We start from the raw sequence: 19,423 nt of genomic DNA, 5'->3' as shown, positions 1-19,423 counted from the left end.
TAATACCTTAAAAAGCCCAGCAAAATAGCTGGGCACTCAACAAGGGAGAGAGTATTCGTTTAGTTAAATAAGTACTTTAACGTTAATGACGTTGTACGACCATTGATGGCGCGGGCACGAATAATATTATTATCTGGCACGCTGCCTTCCTCAGCTTCAGTAATTCCAACAGTATCGAACAGGTTGTTTACGTTCAAAGCAAGGTTAAGGTTTTCAGTTAGATCGTAGCTTACAAAGCCATTGACCTGCGTGTAGCCGTCAAATTTAAGATCATTATTATCCTGAGCATAGGCGTCAGTGGTGCCAATAAAGCTCATGCCAGCAGAACCTTTGTTAAAGTTGTAACGGGCCATCAATGAATAAATAAAGTCAGCTTGACGGCGTGGTGTATTACCCACAACTTCAGGTGTTAGCGCATCTTTTGCAATTTCAGCATCGGTCCACGTAAAGTTACCGCGAAAATCCCACGCATCTAAAAAGTAGGTGGATTCAAGCTCAATCCCTTTTGCTTCGTATTCACGATCAAAGAACTTTTGTGATGTTGCTTCAAAGTTTTGCTCTTCTGTTTCAGCATAGAATGCGGTTGCGAATACTGAGAGTGAATCAAAGCGCTTTTTAACACCAAACTCGTATTGGTTTACCTCATCAACGGCGTCTTCATCAGCAACAGAGCCATCTGCTTGAACTTTACCAAATAATAAGCGGTCAGCATTGGCGCGGCCACCTTGGCTAATACGTGCAAATGCAGCAAGACTTGAGTCAATTTGATAATTAGCGCCGACAGAGTAAGAAGTGTAGCTCCAGTCGTAATCAACTATACTTGGATTACTGATATCAATACCGGCAACATTTTGTTCTGGGATTGAAATCGTTCCATCACGATTCATATCAACGGTTGATGTTACAGCGCCAGCATAAGTACCTCGTGCTTCACCACTGTCATAACGAGCGCTGGCATCAATGCTTACATCACCAAGCTTGGTTGAAAAGGCAACATACGGTGCGCGGGTTTCGTAATCAGTGTCGTAGTTACGTTGGCAGCAATTACCCCAAAAAGGAGTGCCATAGGCATATAATCCACTATCAGAATAGCTATCGCCATTTTGTGCAAAAACATCAAGGAGCGCTGCATTATCGCCTTTTAGCTCCATAAGGTATGAGTTCCAAAGCCACGACATACTAATTGTTTGGCTCGATGCATAATAGCCAAGGGTTACGCTGGTATCGTCGCTGAGCTCTTTGGTTAGTTTTAAGTCATTGACGATTGAGCCAAAGTCATTCATGGTGACATCGAAGGTATGAATACGCATTGCAAGGTCGTCTGTAAAGGCTTGCCCTTTTGAACCGCCCGTTGCGTAGTTTAATGTTGCGCCACTGCCCGCAATACTTGCGGCAATATCACCTGCGTTACCAACTTCTGCGGGGATCAAAGAAGTAAAGTTACCGCTAACGGATGATTTTCTAAAGCGGTTTTCAATACGCCAATCGTTGTCTAAATCAAACACGGCTTCAAAGCCAACTGCGTCGACTTGCGGGTTCATGCCGTTGCGCATATCACCGCGGCTAATTTGGTTATTACCATCTAAGCGAGTGGTAGATAGAAACTGTGCTGAATGTGGCGTGTCTGTTTGTGCATCGAACCCTTTAATTGAGCTACCATCAGCGTACATTGGCATTGGTAAGTAGCCAATGCTTTGGTCGTCTAAATGCTTGTAATAAAGGCGAACATAGCCTGAATCAAATTCTTTTGTCAGGTTTGCTTTGATTTGACCGCCTTTGTTAGCGGTATAACCCGCTTCACGAGGGCCTTCACCTTGACGAATAAAACCGCCCACATGAAAGCGCACACTGTCGTTTAAGTAAGTACCGTATTCAAAATCAGTTCGTAACGAGTCATAATCAAGTCCAATTGTGGTCGCAACAGAGCCAGACTCTTCTTCACCTGTTTTTGAAATAATATTAATAATACCGCCAGGGGCATCACTGGCCGCGGTAGAAGCTGACCCGCCACGAATTGACTCCACCGTTTGTACTGTGCTGTCTAATCGCATAAAAATGTCGGCGTTACCAAATGCAACATCGCCAAACTGCATAATAGGAAGGCCATCTTCTTGGAGTTGCAAAAATTTTGCGCCCCCAGAGGCAACAGGTAAACCACGAACAGCAATATTTGCATTACCTTCACCACCGGTCGATTCTGAACGAACACCCGGAATGATTCTAAAGGCTTCTGCTGTTGAACGAGGAGTTGCAACTTGAATCTCATTCAAAGAAACACTGCTAACTGAAACGCTTGAAGCCATGATAGTAGTGCGTCTTGGTACACCGGTTACGACAATGGTTTCAAGGCCTTTTTTAGCTTCGGTCTCTTGCTGTGCTTCTTGCGCATATAAACCTTGGCTAACAGCTAAAGCAAGTGTGCTTAGTAAATAAAGTGTTGTGTTGTGTGTTGTCATAATATGCCTCGTTGATTACTGACCCAATGGGCTTGTTATTTTTACTTAATCGATTAAGTAAAAATAACAAAGATTTTACATTAAGCAACTTATTTTTGTATTTAAATGTTTGTTTTTTGCTCTTTCATTGTTTTTAAACGACTTTTTATATTACTTTTTTGCACCAAATTAATCGTGTTGTGCGTTAATGTGATGCAATGCCTGCGCTGAAGGGTCTTTAAAGTAGTTATATAACATAGCGACAAAGAGCAATATTGCAAAGCCTGTTGCTAGAATAAAGCCATATTTTACATGTCCAAACATGTCACTAATCATACCCATAAACAGAGGCGCTAAAGCCGCTGACAAGGCGGTAAAAAACAAAATAACACCCGCAACGGCACCATGTTGTTGCACCGCAAAGCATGAAATACCCTTAGAGTTTAGTGTTGGGTATACCATCGACATGAACAAGCCTGAAAGAGGCAACAGCAGGACTGCTGCATTGACGCCTCCTATCAATGTTCCGATATAACAACCAGCTATCCCTAAGCTTAGCCAAACCATGACACTTTGCCAGCTAAAGCGGTTAAGTAACCACACGGCGATAAAACGGCCAGCGGCACGCAGGATAAAAAAGATAGTCAGAGCATATGTCGCCATCAGTGTCCATGATCCTGTGTAATCTGCGAGTAAGGTCGGCATCCATACATAAATAGCCACTTCAGTTGCCACATACAGTGCGATAGCTAATGAAAAGCCCAGTGCATAAGGGTTTTTCACCATCTTCATGGTGGTTGCAAGTGAGGTTGGTTTTGCTGTGGTTTTTACGACGGGTGGGTAGTCAGCACGCCAAGCAAGTACAGCTAAAATTAAGCACATAATACCTGCAATGACATATAAATAAGTCCAACTTACTTGTTGGGTTAGTAAAAAGCTCACTAAAGCTGGGCCAACAATAGCGCCTATACCAAAGAACCCTTCTACCTTATTCATGGTTTTTGTATGCTCGTTATTACTTTGTGAAATATCGCCAAGTAGCGCCAGTGCACCGGTTTTAAATAAACCGATGGCTAAGCCTATTAAGCATAAAAGTAATACAAAAATAATGAAGCTGCTGCTAACGGCAAACAAAAAACAGCTGATAGAAAATAGTAATAAGCCCAACATAATAGTTTGTTTGCGGCCAAAGCTATCAGCTAAAAACCCAAGGAAAAGCCCGCTTAGAGCGATTAAAGCCATGGGAGCATAATGAAATGCACTGGCTTGTGTCATCGTTAGGTTAAATTCTTTTATAAGCTCAGGGATGATCATGCCAACTGCATCTGAGGTCATAGCAAACATAAAGAACATCATATATGTGAGCCAACGTATGTGTTGCAATGAAGTATTGCTAACGAGAGTGTGCGTTTTATTCATCTTTATATCCTCGTTAGGTGATTAAGCATTTTTATAATTAACTCAGTACATTAATTATAAAATGATAGTTTAACCATCCCGTTTTTGTATCAAAGTTGTAAAAACTTCTTGTAAAAATTGGTTTCCTAGTTAAAGATATATCTTAATCGATTAAGATTCAACTTGGTATTTACACATGATGAAGAATAAAGTTCAACTGATCACCTATGCAGATCGCATCACAGGACAAGGCATCAATGCTTTATCCAATTTACTCAATGGCCCGCTAGAAAATGTGTTTGGTGGTGTACATCTACTGCCTTTTTATAATCCAATAGATGGCAGTGATGCGGGATTTGACCCGATAGACCATAGTGCTGTTGATGAGCGAATTGGCACATGGCAAGATATTCAAGCGTTAGGTGAACACTATGATTTAATGGCTGACTTAATTGTAAATCATGTTTCAGCACAGTCTTTTCAGTTTAAAGATGTATTAAAAAATGGTAAGAAATCAGATTACTGGGATCTATTCTTAACAAAAGAAGATGTATTCCCTGGTGGTATGAGTGAACAAGAGCAAAAAGCAATCTACCGTCCACGTCCAGGGAGTTGTTTTACGCCTATTACCTGTGAAGATGGGGAAACGTATGAGTTTTGGACAACATTTACTGATAATCAAATAGATATCAATGTAAAGTCAACGCCAGGTATTGAGTATTTAGATAATGTTTTGACAAAGTTTTCGCAGAATAATGTCAATATCATCCGCTTAGATGCCGCAGGTTATGCGATAAAAGAAGCTGGAACTAACTGTTTTATGCTAGATCAAACTTTTGATTATTTAGATAAGTTATCAGCACAGGCTAATGATTTAGGCATGGAAACTATTGCTGAAATTCATAGCCACTACCAAACACAGGTTGAAGTCGCTAAACGCGTTAATATGGTATATGACTTTGCATTACCACCGCTGATTTTGCATAGCTTATTTACTAATAATAGCGATGCATTAGTGCAATGGCTTAAAATTTCACCTCGAAACTGCCTAACCGTGCTTGATACACACGATGGCATTGGCATTATCGATGCCGGTCCTATGGGCGAGAAGCCGGGCCTTTTAAATGCGGCGCAAATAGATAACTTAGTCGAGACTATTCACGCAAATAGTAATAACCAAAGTCGCCAAGCGACTGGGGCTGCTGCGAGTAATGTCGATTTATATCAAGTTAATTGCACCTATTATAATGCCTTAGGCGCGAGTGATTTTGATTACTTAGTTGCAAGAGCAATCCAGTTTTTTGCCCCAGGTGTGCCCCAAGTTTATTATAGCGGACTGTTTGCTTGTGAAAATGATATGACATTATTGGCAGAATCAAACGTGGGTCGCGATATTAACCGCCCGTATTTAGATGCCGATATCATCTGTGAATCATTAGCAAAGCCAGTGGTTAAAGGGCTTCTTAAATTGATTACTATTCGCAATACACATAACGCATTTAATGGCGAGTTTAGTGTTACAGGAAACACAAATAGTTGTTGCCTAAAATGGCGTAAAGATGACAATGCTATTGAATTCAAAATAAACTTTGAAACTCGTGAAGCACTCATCATTGAGCATACCTCATCAGAGCAAGTACTTACTTCGTTAAATGATTTATTAGCTTAATGAGAGCTCAGACAGTGCGTGTGGTTACCTTTGAAAATTAAACAGGTGTTAACCTTGAAAGGTTAAGGTATGTGACCTTTCAAGGTTGAATTTACAGCAGTCTGTTTGTTCTTTAGGCAAGGTAGCGCCTATGTAGTGTGGTTATTCGCCATAAATAGGCGATAACACAGCATTAATGTCAAACAGGCGCTGCTCAAAAGGTTTTGCCTAAGGCGATTTACTCTTTGTTGCCTACATGGATGGTGGTAAAAGGCGTGAACAGAACGCGGAAGCTTTGCTTGGTTTTGATGTAGCCCACAAGGTTACGAACCTGACGCTGCGGTTAAATCGCCCCTAGTTTGAGCAAATTTTAATCCGCCAAAGTCAACAACCCCTAGCCACTTTGACCCAATTGCAGTTCGTGGTTAATGAGTGCTTTATTTTCTTCTTTGGTAATAAACAAATTAGCAGCTAATGCGCCTTTTTCTTCACTGTTTTGGTGGATTGTAGTTAACTTGGGTACGAATCGCTGCGCTTCATCAATGCCATCAAACCCCACAATTCTTATATCGTCAGGAATTGTTAGGCCCATTTTAATCGCTTCTCGCATTGTCGCAAGGGCGATAAGATCGCTCATACACAGCATGACTGAAGGGCGAGGTAGGCAGCTCAGCGCCTCTTTAGCAGCAATACTTGCATAGCGCTCAGTACTTTCAGGAATATTCCAAATGCGATCTTCCCCAATGGTAATATCTTGTTCTGCTAAGGCTTTTTGATAGCCGCGTAATCGTTGGTGCGCGATTGATTGCCCAGCTTCAAATTCATGGTGTTCATATACGCGGCATAATACATTTTCATCGAGCAAACGCAGGCCTAAAATAGCGACTTGGTCATCTTTATGTTGCAGGGCATGTTTTGCAACTTCGTAGCTAGCTTGTTCATTATTTATATTTACAGAGGCATTGCGGCCTATGTCAAAGTCAACAGTCACCACATGTTTAGGCACAGTTTTTAGTTGTTCTACTAAGAGCTGGTTTCGTGGGCGGCCATAGCAAATAAAGCCATCAACAAAATCAACCACACTGTTTAAATTGTCACTATTGCCAGAAAACAATAAAAGATTATTGCCGCTTTTTTCTAGCACAGACGCGACCCCTCTCATAAAACTACTCGCCACCGGATCTGACACCATATATTCAACGCTATCAGGAAGCACTAACGCAATAATATTAAATTTACCTCGGCGTAGAGACTGAGCGGCTTTGTTCGGACCAAAATATCCCAACTCTTTACATGCCGCTAAAATTGATTCTCTGCGATTTTTAGATAATTGATCCGGGCGGTTAAACGCATTTGACACTGTGGCATTTGAAACACCTAATTCTTTTGCAATACTTTTTAGTGTCCAATGGTTTTTTGTACTCATATAACCTACTCAAACGATATGTTAAAACCAATATATGAATATTCGTTAATGTTATATAAAATATATTGTATACAATGATAATTAAATGTTACAAAGCGTACCTCAATAACCCGTTCTGGATTGAGAACACACTAATAATTGAAGGTAGAGTATGAAAATTAATACACTGATTCTGGCGTTACCAATATTGGGCATGAGTACAATGGCATTGGCTGAGGAAGTAGGGGAGCGTACATTTAAGCCTAAGTCAGCAGCTGTTGAGCGTGTACATCATCATGGTGTTGAACAAAACCATAACGAAAAAGCACCAATTGCTAAAGTGCAGAGCCAACCGCAGCTTTTGAGCGCGCGTATGATGACAATGCAAGCCGCGGCTGTTACATGTGATTTGGATGCATTAGCAACGGCGAGTACATCAACCATTATTACTGAAGTTAAAAACCAAGGTTCACAATGCATTAATGAACTATTTAGTGCCTCAGCATCAATACAAAGTCAGGTGTTTACGTCTGATAAAATGTTCGCTGTTGCCAACCATGCAAAGTCGCTCTCACAGACTTATGCAGGCGGTGGTAATGTTGAGTTAGAGGCGCTGTTTTTATACCTTCGCACAGGCTTTTATGCCGAGTTTTATAACGATAGTGTTAGTTTTGCGACATGGGTTACGCCAGCGGTTGTAGGTGCAATTGATGCATTTGTTAATAATACCCATTTTTATGATGATAATGACGGCCACGGTAAAACACTTTCAGAAGTGATAATTACTATGGATAGTGCAGAACAACAGCACCGCTACTTAGGTGTGGTTAAGGGGTGGCTTACACGTTTTAACGAAAGTTATGCTGCAAAATGGAATATGCGCAGTGCCGTAAATGGTATATTTACCTTACTTTATCGTGGTCAGTGGAATGATGCGTTTGTTACTGCTGTAGGCAAAGATACCGACTTGGTAGTTAAACTGAATACGTTTACGCAACAGCAATGGATGATTGGATCAGATGCACAATACTTAATTGTTAATGCGGCAAGTGAACTAGCGCGGCTTAAGAAATATTCAGGCACTGTTATTCAAGCGACGGTAGATACAGGCATTAAAGCTATTTTCAGCACCTATAACAGTTTTGGTTATGGCGATGCAGTATGGCTTGCGACAGCGGATTCTGTCAGCTATTACGCGGATTGTAATGATTATGGTATTTGTGGGTTTGTGGAGCAACTTACCCAGCAAGCACTTTCGCAAAGCTACAGTTGTAGCAGCACCATTAAAATTCGCTCGCAAAATATGACTGCAATCCAACACGCTGCGGCATGTGATGCAATGGGGGCGGAAGAGGGCTTATTTCATAATAAACTAGCAACAAATAACACACCAGTAGCTGATGATAACAACAGTTTTTTACAAGTAAATATATTTGATAGCAGCGACGATTACGGTAAATATGCGGGTGCTATTTTTGGTATTAATACAAATAATGGTGGGATGTATTTAGAAGGTGACCCTTCTGTTGTGGGTAATCAAGCAAATTTTATTGCTTATGAAGCAAGTTACGCCAATGCAGAGCATTACGTGTGGAATTTAGAGCATGAATATGTACATTATCTTGATGGCCGCTTTGATTTATACGGTAACTTTAATTCACCAACGCAAGATATTGTTTGGTGGTCTGAAGGCGTTGCAGAATACGTTGCTAATTTAGATAATAATGAAGCCGCTAAAAATACCATCAGTGATGGCTCTCGTTATACACTCGCGCAGGTATTTGCCACTAATTATGATGGCTTTGATCAAGACCGAATTTATCGCTGGGGCTATTTAGCCGTTCGCTTTATGTTTGAGCGCCATAATAGCGAAATCAATGTCATGCTTGCTCATACTCGTGTTGGCGATTGGAATGGATACAAAGCTAAAACAGTTCAATGGGCAAATAGTTACGAAAATGAGTTTGTGCAATGGTGTGATGATTTAGTTGCAGGTACACCGACCAATAATCCACCAACAGCACAGATCAACGGCCCATATGCTGGCATGCAAAATAGTGAAATCAGTTTTACAAGCAATGGCAGTGTTGATAGCGATGGGTCAATTGCAAGCTACCAGTGGGACTTTGGTGATGGTAGTAGCTCTAATGAAGCAAATCCTGCACACATTTACACGACTGCGGGTGAATATACAGTGTCACTAACGGTTGTTGATAATCAAGGTAGTAGCCAAACAGTAACAACGCTTACCAGTGTTGAAGCAGATACAAGTGTTGGAGATAGTGAACTAGTTAATGGTCAGGCAACAATGATAAGTGGTGCTCAGAACGAATTGTTGTATTTTAGTTTTGATGTACCACTAGGTGCGACTGATTTAGTGTTTAACTTAAATGGTGGCACAGGCGATGCTGATTTATATGTCAGTTATGAAGCTACCCCAACTGTAAATAGCTACGATTGTCGTCCGTATGTGGGTGGTAACAGTGAGCAATGTGCAATAAACCCTGCACAAGTTGGTACATATCAAGTCATGGTTCGGGGCTATAATATGTTTGATAACGTGCAACTTACAGCGTCTTACACTGGCGCTGCGAGTAACGTACCAAATGTATGTGCAACACAAGGGAGCCGCAGTAGTGGGCGTTTAAATGATGGCGATGTGATTTGTTTAGGTAACAACGACCCAATGTGGTTTAGTATTGGCGATGTGCAAGGACAAAATGGTGTGGCGATCACGACCGCAAATGGCAGTGGCGATATTAGCCTTAGCTATTCAAATAGTGGCTGGCCAAATGGTGTGAATGAACAAGCACAGTCAAGCAATACAGGGAATGGCGAATGTATTTACATTAGCAACCAGAATCAATATTGGGGTTATTTAAAAGTATCAGGCAATAGCACGGGTGCAAGCCTAGTCGTTGACTTTAACAGCGGTGGTTGCCGTTAAAGTGAAACCAATAATGTAATAAAAATCCACAAAAAGCCCATGTAAATGGGCTTTTTTGTAGATTTTTTAAATAGTTAAAATGCCTTTAATAGCTGTAGTTTAATTGCTTTTGCACCTTGCTGCGGTATGGTTTTAAGCTCATTCGCAATATAAAGTAAGCAAGGCAAAAGAATCAAAGACGTTAGCGTGGCAAATAGCACAGCAAAACTTAATGAAACAGCCATTGGGATCACAAACTGTGCTTGTAAACTGCTTTCAAACATCAAGGGTAATAAACCAATGAATGTAGTGAGTGATGTTATTAAAATTGCTTTAAAGCGAGCGGCAGCACCTTGGTAAATTGCTTCATTTAGAGGCATTTTATCACGCAGTTGGTTAACTCGTGTTAATAGTACGAGAGCATCGTTTATAACGACGCCAGATGCGGCAACTATGCCAAAAATCGACATCATACTTAGTGTATACCCCAGCAGTAAATGCCCATACAACGCGCCTGCCGTGGCAAACGGTATAACAAAAATAATCAGGAGCGGTTGGCTATAGCTCTTCAGTGGTATTGCTAATAAGCTATACACCATTAATAACGCGATTATAGCAAACGAAGTGACTTGGCTTTGTTCTTGTTGCTGCTCCTTTAAATGTTCACCTAAATCAAAAGACACATCAGGGTAGCGGGCTTTTATAGCGGGTAATATTTGGGTTTCAATTGCTAAATGTATCGCTTTTGTTTGCGGCTTTTTACTTGGAACAATAAACGCAGAGACATTAAATGTTCTTCTGCCTTGTTCTGTATGAATTTCATGGCTGCTTTGCGTTGTAGTGAGTGTTGCTATCTCTGAAAAAAACACTTGTGAGTGCTCATTTACACTAATAGGTAGGTTATTTAAAGATGAAAAAGATTGGCGTTCGTTTAAATCCCCTCGAACCATAAATCGGACGGTTTGTTGTTGTGTAACAACTCGCTGTACCTCAATACCATAAAAGTAGGCAAATACCTGTTTAGCAACTTGGTTTGAAGTTAGCCCCAAATGGCGTCCTTTAGGTGTTAGCTGAATTTTCCATTCTTGCTGATTTGTGTTTAAGTTTGATGTTAATTGTGTGATGGCCTCATGTTCAGATAAAGCGGTACTCAAATCTAAAGTGGCAGCAGTTAGCATACTTAAATTATCGCTATATAATTGATAGCTTAGTTCAGGCTTTTGATTAATATCAATAACATCAGATTCAATGGTAATTGCTTTAACGCCAAGTAGCGTCGGCATCGCAGCTTGCCAGTGACGTGCTAATTCAAATGCATCAAAGGGGCGCTTATCTTCATCAACCAAGGGGGCGAGCACTTCGCCCTCGGTATCATTATCGAGCCAAATGTAGGTGTCTTTTACAAGCGAACGCCCTGAGATTTGCTGTGTTTGTTGCTCTACTTGTAAAACCATTTGTTCTATACTTTTAACAGCATGCAATGTTTGTTGATGCGACGCATTGTTATCCATTTGAATATGAATAGATGGAAAATCATGCGGAACTTTAGGTACGGCAGTAAAGCCAATTAAACCTGTTTTTACAAGTAAAATAGCGCCAGCTAAAAATGCAATAAAGAGCATTAATACTGGATACCTAAAGTGAATAATATGCTTTAAAACTGGCACAAATGTATCCGCTAGCCATTGATTAAAGGCGTGATCAAACTTTGTTCTCCAGTGGGTTTTAGAAAGAGGCTTGATAGGGCTATGAGCAAGGTGTGCGGGCAAAATCATTTTGGATTCTATCAAACTAAAAAATAAGCACAGTAGAGCAACGCCCGCAATGGCGATAAATTGCCCTGAGTTAGGGCCTGTGCTAAACATAAATGGCATAAACACAGCCATTGTGGTGAGTACACCGAATGTAGCAGGGGCAACGACCTTACTAGCCCCCGTGATTATATTTTCAACATTATGGCCGTAATCGGTTGTTTCGTTCGCAGCGCTTTCACTAATAACAATGGCATCATCTACCACTATGCCTAACACCATAATAAACGCAAAAAGTGATACAACATTAAGCGTTACGCCGATAAACGGCATTAACCAAATAGCGCCTAAAAAGCTAACTGGCAAGCCAAGCATTACCCACATGGCCAAGCGCACCCGTAAAAATAAACTCAATACAATAAAAACTAACAATGCCCCTTGGGCTAAATTGTTTAACATCATATTAAGTCGTCCTTCTAAATAGTAGGTGGTGTCGACTAATTGGTACAAAGAAAACCCCGCAGGCAGCAGAGGGGTTTTATACGCTAAATAAGATTGTACACTTTGCGCCACGGCGGTAATTGACTGTGACTCATCGGCTAAAATACGCATATAAAAAGCATTTTTGCCATTTAACTTTGCTAGGTGCAATTGCTCAGTGAGTGATTTTTTTATAGTGGCAATATTGCCTAATGTGAGTAATTCGCCATGCTCAGTATTCAATATTGGCAGGGAGTTTAAGCTAGCTATTGTTTCTTTTCGGGCTGGCATTTGTAGATTGATTTTGCCATTTTTAGTAGCAATTTGACCTGCGCTGATATTTTGCGAATGTTGACTAATAAGATCAGCAATGTCCTGTAATGACAATCCGTAGCGTTGTAATTGATAGCGAGTTACCTCTATTGAAAACTCAACATCGGGTAAGTTTGTTGCTTGTACGTGACTAATTAGGTCACGTGCTAACAACTCTCTTTTAATATGTTCACCAAACTGCTTTAAAGCGAGTTTATCGTCTGGCCCGGTTAGTACTAAGCTTACTGCATTTTGTAACTGCGGCTTATTTTGTAAAATGATAGGTTCCATTGCTTTTGGTAAATCAGCGATGGCATCTAATTTGTGTTTGATTTCATTTAGCCTTTGCTCACTGGATTGATCTGCGTATAAAGCAATGGTCATACTGGCGCTATGTTGCCTAGCTTGGCTTTGAACTCGTTTAATGCCCGCTTGGCCATTGAGGGCGTGCTCTATTTTGGCTACGACCTGTTCTTCAAGCTCTTTTGCAGAGGCACCAAAATATTGAATTTGTATATGGATCTCAGGGTTTTTAGCTATTGGGAACATTTGTCTTTGAATACTGTTAAAGCTTAACAATCCCATCGCAATAATAAATAACATCAATAAGTTAGCAACCAATGGGCGATGACAAAAAAAAGCGATCACACTGTTTTTATAAGGTGCTGCTGGTGTGTGCTGTGTCGTCATAGTGAGTTGCCCTCAAGAGGGGCTGTTGCTAGAGCTGAGTTAATGACATTTACTGCCATGTTTTCTCTTACAATTTCAGGGCGTTTATCGACTAAAATAATTGATTCATCGCTAGGTAGTTGAATCATTAAATTGTGTTTTTGCATGTTTAAGATTTCAACGGGGATTGACTGTAAGGTATTGTTTGCAGACAAAGCCCATATACGGCTATTAGTAACCATATGTTGTGCCACAACTGCTGCATTCTCAAAGTGTTTTGTTGGTACAGAGACGTGTACAAATTCACCAAATTCGATCCTTTTACCTTGATTAAGTAATCCGTAGGGATCCGTAATTTCAACAATATAAATGGCGCTACGAGTTGAAGAAGAGCGCGTACCAATACTGCGTGTTAAGCGGCCAGTATGAATAACATGATGATGGTTAATAATCACATTGTTTATTGGTAAACTTGGTAACACGCTTAATTTGTTATCTGCAATGGCAACATGAACCTCGGCTTTAGCAACATTAGCTAAACGCCCCAGCGTTTGCCCTTGACTGATAACTTGACCAAGGCCTACTGCGCGGTTTTGAACGAGTGCGTCGTAAGGTGCCCTATATGCACTACGGGCAAGGTTTGTTTGTGCAATTTGCAATTGTGTTTGTGCTGCAAGTAATAAAGCTTTGGCACTTTTAACTTGCGGCTCTCGTTTTGCAAGGGGGTTAGTCGAAGGCGTGTTAGCGAGTAAAAGCGTGGCTTTGGCAACGCTTGCTTTGGCTTTTTCTTCTTCAAGCTCTGCGCTGGCTTTTGCAACTTTAGCCTCTGCAAGTGTCACTGCGGCCGTTAAATCAAATGGATTAAGTTTGATCAACACAGTGCCTTTTTTAACGATCCCGCCATCAATAAAGCTCGGATGTAAGTAGATTACTTTCCCTGCAACTTCAAAAGCAATATCAGTGTTTTCGATTGGTTTTACAACGCCTGATAATTCAAGCTTAGTATTCATCAATTTAGGCGTTATGGGCGTTACACTTATAAGTGGCAAAGGCTTAGCTGAAGAGCTAGTTGGCTCAGAGTTTGCCTTTGACGAAGGTGTAATAAAATAGCCAGCCAACACGATTAATATAATCATTAAGAGTGTTAAAAACCATCGTCCTTTGATGCCGTAAAACATTTTGAGCATGAAAATTCATTCCTTTTTGTATAATCAAGGACCCTTATTAAATACAGGGAAATGCTTGTAATTATCTATTTTGATATGTTATAACATTTTTAGTTAATTATGTGTAACAATTTTTCCTAAATTAGGTATGTATGTCTCAAACAATTTCACCCTATCAACATGCGTTGCAAATTTGTGATGTATTTCAAATGATCAAAAATATAAAGATGGATTCTTTTGAAGCGCCGAACATGGCATTGTATGAGCGCTTTATGGCTTTACTGTCTAATCAACAAGATGAAAAATTTGCTAGCCAAGTTTTAGCTGAACCTTGCCTCAATACAATTAAAAGTGATATAGCGTCACTTTTTGCAGCCGCGTCGGGGCGCTATGAACATTACTGGGCGCAAAAAGTACTTGCCTCTACCGTGCCTATCTTGACCTTAGAGTCTGATTACCCTTGGTTTAGTCATTACCAAAGAGCGGTTGGTTTAGAGTCAAATGCTATTTATGCCTTATCAGGTAAGCAAAATTTAAACGTATTAATGGCTGGCAGTGGGCCGCTGCCTATTACGTCAATGCTCCTTTCTCAGCAAGGTATGAAGGTGAGCAATCTAGACATTGACGCACAGGCATTAACCGTTGGTGAGCGTGTGCAAAAACATGTTTACCCACAGCAGAATCAAAAATTTAGTTGTGCAGATATTTGTGAATTTGAAGACCTTGAACAGTTTGATGTGGTGTGGCTGGCTGCATTAGCGGGGTCAAGCGATGTAAAAAGGCAAATATTATCGCATTTATTTACGCGCATGCGAGCGGGAAGCTTTGTTGTAGTGAGAACAGCATTTAATTTACGTCAGCTACTTTACCCCAGTATTGAGCTGAGTGATTTAATGCCTTTTACTCCTAAATTAAAAATTCAGACCTATAGCGATAATTTTCATTCTATTTTGATCGCGCAAAAGCCGTTTGAAGAGCAACCTTAATGCACGCATTAGCACCTTTTCGTGGATTAACCCCTGAGTACAAATTGATGCTGTTTGCTGCATTTGTATTTAACTTAGGTTTTTATATGTTGATCCCATTATTGAGCCATTATCTAGCAGAGAACTTACTTTTGAGCGCCACATTGATCGGCGTAGTCATGGGAGTTCGCTCGTTTTGTCAACAAGGTTTGTTTTTAGTCGGTGGTGTGTTAGCTGACAAGCTTGGTGTTAAGCGATTGATAATAGGAGGATGTTTTTTACGAGCAGTCGGTTTTTTACTGTTTTTATGGGCCGATCACATTGTTGTTTTGTTTTTAGCTGCATTTTTGACGGGCTTTGCGGGGGCATTGTTTACACCTGCTGCCCAAGCCTATTTTGCACATGCGCAAGGGATCAGTAAAGCAAACATGTTTGCGCTCGTTGGTGTTGCAAGAAACGCTGGCGAGCTGCTTGGTCCTGTGTGCGGTTTATTATTAATTTCAATGAGTTTTGGTTTACTGTGCGGCGTAGCTGCGTTTCCTTTTTTATGTTTTGGTATCGCGTTTATTTATTATTTACCAACAGCAAAAAAATCACAAAAAAGTGCAGGACTTAATACTCGTGATTTAATTAAAACAGTGTTGGGTAATCGTGCATTTTTACAACTTTGCGCAGTGATGATTGGCTACTTTATGCTGATCAACCAAATCTCATTTGCGATGCCCATTTTTTTAGGTCAATTAGATATGCCGCTGCATAGTGTGACTTGGTTATTAAGTATGTGCGCATTGATTTCAATCCTAGTACAACTACCCATTACGGCGCTGACTGAGCGTATTAATAAAGATGCTCTGTTTATTAGTGCAGGGCTTACATTGATGGGGAGTGGTTTTTTAGTCATGTTATTTGAAGTACAGAGTCAGTGGCAGCTATACCTTCAATTGGGGCTGTTAGCCTTATTTTTTAGTGTAGCAACTGCAATGAGCTTACCGCTTATTATGAAACAAATTGCGAACTCGGCACCGCCAGGAACGGTGTCTACTCACTATGGATTCTTTTACTTATTTGCAGGTTTTGGATTAATCATAGGCAGTGCTTTAGCTGGTTATGCCTTAGATTTAGAGCAACAAGTACCGGGCTTAATTTGGTATTTATTTGCTTTAATAGGAGGAGTAAGCGCACTTGCACATTTATATTTAAGCTCGCCAAATAAAGAAGAAAAGCTAGGGCGTGTTGACCTTTCGTGATTAATTTTGCAGCAGTATGTTTGGTATTTAGGCAAGGCAGCGCCTATGCAGTGTGGTTGTTCCCCATAAATAGGCGATAACGCAGTATAAATGCCAAACATGCGCTGCCCAAAGGGTTCTTCCTAGGGGCGATTGACTCTTTGTTGCTCGGTTTTTACTTAGCCCGCTAGGTTACAAACCTCGCGCCGCGATTAAATCGCCCCTAGATTGAACAAATTTCAATCCACAAAGGTCAACACGCCCTAAACACATTCAACACTTAAAAGGATAATTTATGCAACAGTTAAATACACAGCAACAACAGGCTCTGATGTCTGATTACTTGCAAAAAGGCTGGAAACAAGAAGTGATGGAGTTTTCATCCGTTCACCTTGAACCTGGTTATATCAAAGGCTTAATAGATGTTAAATATTTTCAAATGCCAGGAGATGGCGAGTTTCATTTTAGTGCGCAAAGCGCAATGATTTGGATTTCGCAGCTAGGGATAATATATGGCTGTTGGGATAATCAATTAGAGACAAAAGCAGGTGAAGTGTATTTGAGAGATATTGATCTTAAGTTTAAACGTACGATTAATAAAACAGAGCAAGTGAGTTTTGAAGGTTTTTTCCCTAAACACTGTAAAAAGAAATTATCAGAGGATTTAGTGTATTACAAAGATGCAAAAATAATTGTTGAATCTGGCGCGTTTATTGGCAGTGCAAGCTTTATGGTGCCTTTAAAATGAAGTGTAAGTATATTAATTTTAAACAGCGAAAGAATTAATCTATAAATAAGCTCTTTACAATATGGGTACAGTAAGTGTTATGATATAACAAATCTTGAATGTCATATTGTTAAAGGAACTACAATGCACTTTTCTCTTCGCTCATTCCAACTTTGCTCTATCCACCTAGGGGTTGCACTTAGCTTATGCTCAACTGCAGCCTACGCAAAAAAAGATGAATCACTCGAAATAATAGAAGTTACTGCAAAGCGACAGGCTTATCGTGGTAACTTTGATGTGCTGGAAACACCTGAGGCCATCTCGGAGATAAACCAGCAGTTAATCGAAAATACCGGTGTGGCAGGGTTAACTGAGGCGTTAGATTTATCAGCTTCAGTATCGAGACAAAATAGCCTCGGTGGCTTATGGGACAGCTTTGCTATACGCGGCTTTTTTGGTGATGAAAATGTCCCAAGCGGCTATTTAGTTAATGGTTTTAATGCAGGGCGTGGCTTTTCAGGGCCCAGAGACTTATCTGGTATTGAGCGAGTTGAAATATTAAAGGGCCCAAAAGCAGCCCTTTATGGTCGCGGAGAGCCTGGAGGGACAATTAATTTAGTCACTAAAAAACCAACATTCGAGCAGCAAGGAAAAATAGCTCTAGAAGTTGGAAGCCGTGATAAACGCCGCCTTGAGGCTGACTATAGCGGTGGTTTAACTGAGCAAGCAGCTGCGCGTGTTATAGGCTATTATGAAACGGGTGATAGCTTTCGCGATACTATAGAAATTAATAAAAAAGGCGTAATGGCTTCTGTATACTTTGAGCAAAGCGATCGCTCTGTGTGGCAATATGAATTAGAAGCTGCACGTCAAGAGATCCCATTCGATCGGGGTATTCTTGCGATTGGTGGCAATTTTGACATGATGCCTATTGAACGCTTTTTAGGTGAACCAGGCGATGGCGCCACAGTAACAGAAGTACTGGGACACCAGTTACAATGGCAGTATGAGTTTTCTAACGATTGGTACTTAAATTCAGGCTTAAGCTATCGCTCAACACGCTTAACAGGCACATCGAGTGACGCTGAGGTATCTCCCGCGAGACAAAAGCTGTATTACAATGGTCGTACGCTAACACGTCAAAGACGCCAGCGTGACTACGATACCGATCAGTTTGTGATCCGCTCAGAAGTCTCAGGGCAGTTTGATACCGGCTCAATTGCGCATGAGCTAATAGTGGGTATTGACTACGATTTGTTTGATTATGACCGTGATTACCGCGTTTACCGCTCCCCAGCGTTATCTACAAATCCAACGAATGAACAGTTGCATGCAATTGATATTCATCAGCCTCTTTATGGACAACATGCATTACCAACACCAGTGCCTGCGATTGTAAGAGTACAAAAGCAATTCGCAACTGGATTATACCTGCAAGATCAAATGCGCTTAACTGATAACTTGCATGTTAGGCTTGGCGGGCGGATTGATCGTTTAAAGCAAACGCTTGATGATAAAATTACAAATTTTGATGCTGAACAATCTGAAACTCATTTTAGCCCTCAAGCTGGGGTGGTTTATCAGTTAAGCGATAGCTGGTCTTTATACTCAAGTTATGGCGAAGGTTATCGTCTGAACTTTGGCACAGATGCAAGTGGCCAAGGTTTTAAACCAAATGAAACAAAATCGGCCGAAATCGGTACTAAATTTAATCTGCTCGATAATAACCTAGGCGTTACGTTTGCTTATTTTGATAGCACGCAAAAAAATATCATCGTCGCAGATGCTGCAAATCCGGGCTTCCACACTGCAATTGGTCAAGCCAGCAGTAAGGGCTTTGAGTTTGATGTAACAGGCCAGTTACCAGGTGATATTGATATGTGGTTTTCTTACGCATACATTGATGCGCAAGTAGACAAAGATGCAAAAGATACAGGCTTAGGTGTTGCTTTAAAACGAGGTGACGAGCTGCTTAATATTCCAAAAAATAGCGCAAGCTTACAAATTAGCAAGCAATTCTCAGTGGCTGATCGTGCACTAACGGTAGGTGTTGGCGCTAATTATGTGGATGAGCGTTTAGGTCAACGTGGTTCTGACTTTTACTTACCATCGTATACTGTGGCAAATATGTTTGCTAAATATGATTTAACGCAGCAATTTGAAGTGAAACTACAGGTCCATAATCTGTTTGACCGTAAATATTTCCCTAACTCATACACGCAAATTTGGGTACAGCCGGGCGAACCTCGTTCAGTTGACTTAGCGTTAAGTTATAAGTTTTAAAATATGACAGACTGCCACACAATGTGCGGCAG

At 40.7% G+C, this 19,423-nt stretch carries 11 protein-coding genes; 6 read left to right on the top strand and 5 right to left on the bottom strand.

The window, feature by feature from the left end; genetic code table 11:
* Positions 1–59: 59 nt before the first annotated feature.
* Both ADS77_RS00145 and ADS77_RS00140 read right to left on the bottom strand, forming a co-directional pair.
* The gene (locus ADS77_RS00145; protein WP_054452212.1) at positions 60–2,456 is read right to left on the bottom strand and encodes a TonB-dependent receptor; all 2,397 of its coding nucleotides are present in this window, start codon (positions 2,454–2,456) and stop codon (positions 60–62) included.
* Positions 2,457–2,624: 168 nt separating this feature from the next.
* Positions 2,625–3,854, bottom strand: a complete 1,230-nt coding sequence (locus ADS77_RS00140; RefSeq protein ID WP_054452210.1) for an MFS transporter — start codon at positions 3,852–3,854, stop codon at positions 2,625–2,627.
* 175 nt (positions 3,855–4,029) lie between these two features.
* On the opposite strand from ADS77_RS00140, the gene gtfA reads away from it, so the two are divergent.
* Positions 4,030–5,502 (top strand): sucrose phosphorylase, encoded by a 1,473-nt coding sequence (gtfA, locus tag ADS77_RS00135; protein ID WP_054452209.1) that lies wholly within the window; start codon positions 4,030–4,032, stop codon positions 5,500–5,502.
* A gap of 373 nt (positions 5,503–5,875) precedes the next feature.
* Here gtfA and ADS77_RS00130 read toward each other — a convergent pair whose 3' ends face one another.
* A complete protein-coding gene (locus ADS77_RS00130; RefSeq protein WP_054452207.1) occupies positions 5,876–6,907 on the bottom strand; it encodes a LacI family DNA-binding transcriptional regulator in 1,032 nt (343 codons plus the stop codon).
* A gap of 151 nt (positions 6,908–7,058) precedes the next feature.
* On the opposite strand from ADS77_RS00130, the gene ADS77_RS00125 reads away from it, so the two are divergent.
* Positions 7,059–9,833 (top strand): collagenase, encoded by a 2,775-nt coding sequence (locus tag ADS77_RS00125; protein WP_054452205.1) that lies wholly within the window; start codon positions 7,059–7,061, stop codon positions 9,831–9,833.
* 74 nt (positions 9,834–9,907) lie between these two features.
* Here the strand turns inward: ADS77_RS00125 and ADS77_RS00120 are convergent, their stop codons facing one another.
* The gene (locus tag ADS77_RS00120; RefSeq protein WP_082355565.1) at positions 9,908–13,045 is read right to left on the bottom strand and encodes an efflux RND transporter permease subunit; all 3,138 of its coding nucleotides are present in this window, start codon (positions 13,043–13,045) and stop codon (positions 9,908–9,910) included.
* Positions 13,042–14,211 (bottom strand): efflux RND transporter periplasmic adaptor subunit, encoded by a 1,170-nt coding sequence (locus tag ADS77_RS00115; RefSeq protein WP_054452203.1) that lies wholly within the window; start codon positions 14,209–14,211, stop codon positions 13,042–13,044. The genes ADS77_RS00120 and ADS77_RS00115 overlap by 4 nt, the downstream gene beginning before the upstream one ends.
* 131 nt (positions 14,212–14,342) lie before the next feature.
* On the opposite strand from ADS77_RS00115, the gene ADS77_RS00110 reads away from it, so the two are divergent.
* The 4 genes from ADS77_RS00110 (at position 14,343) to ADS77_RS00095 (ending at position 19,391) form a co-directional block, all read left to right on the top strand.
* Positions 14,343–15,176: a nicotianamine synthase family protein gene (locus ADS77_RS00110; RefSeq protein ID WP_054452201.1), complete on the top strand. Its 834-nt coding sequence runs from the start codon at positions 14,343–14,345 to the stop codon at positions 15,174–15,176.
* The gene (locus tag ADS77_RS00105) at positions 15,176–16,402 is read left to right on the top strand and encodes an MFS transporter (RefSeq protein ID WP_054452199.1); all 1,227 of its coding nucleotides are present in this window, start codon (positions 15,176–15,178) and stop codon (positions 16,400–16,402) included. Before ADS77_RS00110 ends, ADS77_RS00105 begins: the two co-directional genes overlap by 1 nt.
* A 274-nt stretch (positions 16,403–16,676) precedes the next feature.
* Positions 16,677–17,129: a hypothetical protein gene (locus ADS77_RS00100; RefSeq protein WP_054204175.1), complete on the top strand. Its 453-nt coding sequence runs from the start codon at positions 16,677–16,679 to the stop codon at positions 17,127–17,129.
* Between the two features lie 123 nt (positions 17,130–17,252).
* Positions 17,253–19,391: a TonB-dependent siderophore receptor gene (locus ADS77_RS00095; protein ID WP_054452197.1), complete on the top strand. Its 2,139-nt coding sequence runs from the start codon at positions 17,253–17,255 to the stop codon at positions 19,389–19,391.
* Positions 19,392–19,423: the final 32 nt, after the last annotated feature.

The sequence above is a fragment of the Pseudoalteromonas porphyrae genome (assembly GCF_001298125.1).
GTDB lineage: Bacteria > Pseudomonadota > Gammaproteobacteria > Enterobacterales > Alteromonadaceae > Pseudoalteromonas > Pseudoalteromonas neustonica.
The sequence above is the reverse complement of the archived record's forward strand: the minus strand, read 5'-3'. Positions and strand labels throughout refer to the sequence as shown.

Excerpts from the sequence above, each read along its gene's own strand:
- ADS77_RS00100 (WP_054204175.1), top strand. The coding sequence starts at position 16,677 with ATGCAACAGTTAAATACACAGCAACAACAGGCTCTGATGTCTGATTAC.
- ADS77_RS00130 (WP_054452207.1), bottom strand. The coding sequence starts at position 6,907 with ATGAGTACAAAAAACCATTGGACACTAAAAAGTATTGCAAAAGAATTA.
- ADS77_RS00105 (WP_054452199.1), top strand. The coding sequence starts at position 15,176 with ATGCACGCATTAGCACCTTTTCGTGGATTAACCCCTGAGTACAAATTG.
- ADS77_RS00140 (WP_054452210.1), bottom strand. The coding sequence starts at position 3,854 with ATGAATAAAACGCACACTCTCGTTAGCAATACTTCATTGCAACACATA.
- ADS77_RS00115 (WP_054452203.1), bottom strand. The coding sequence starts at position 14,211 with ATGCTCAAAATGTTTTACGGCATCAAAGGACGATGGTTTTTAACACTC.
- ADS77_RS00145 (WP_054452212.1), bottom strand. The coding sequence starts at position 2,456 with ATGACAACACACAACACAACACTTTATTTACTAAGCACACTTGCTTTA.
- ADS77_RS00095 (WP_054452197.1), top strand. The coding sequence starts at position 17,253 with ATGCACTTTTCTCTTCGCTCATTCCAACTTTGCTCTATCCACCTAGGG.
- ADS77_RS00125 (WP_054452205.1), top strand. The coding sequence starts at position 7,059 with ATGAAAATTAATACACTGATTCTGGCGTTACCAATATTGGGCATGAGT.
- gtfA (WP_054452209.1), top strand. The coding sequence starts at position 4,030 with ATGATGAAGAATAAAGTTCAACTGATCACCTATGCAGATCGCATCACA.
- ADS77_RS00110 (WP_054452201.1), top strand. The coding sequence starts at position 14,343 with ATGTCTCAAACAATTTCACCCTATCAACATGCGTTGCAAATTTGTGAT.
- ADS77_RS00120 (WP_082355565.1), bottom strand. The coding sequence starts at position 13,045 with ATGACGACACAGCACACACCAGCAGCACCTTATAAAAACAGTGTGATC.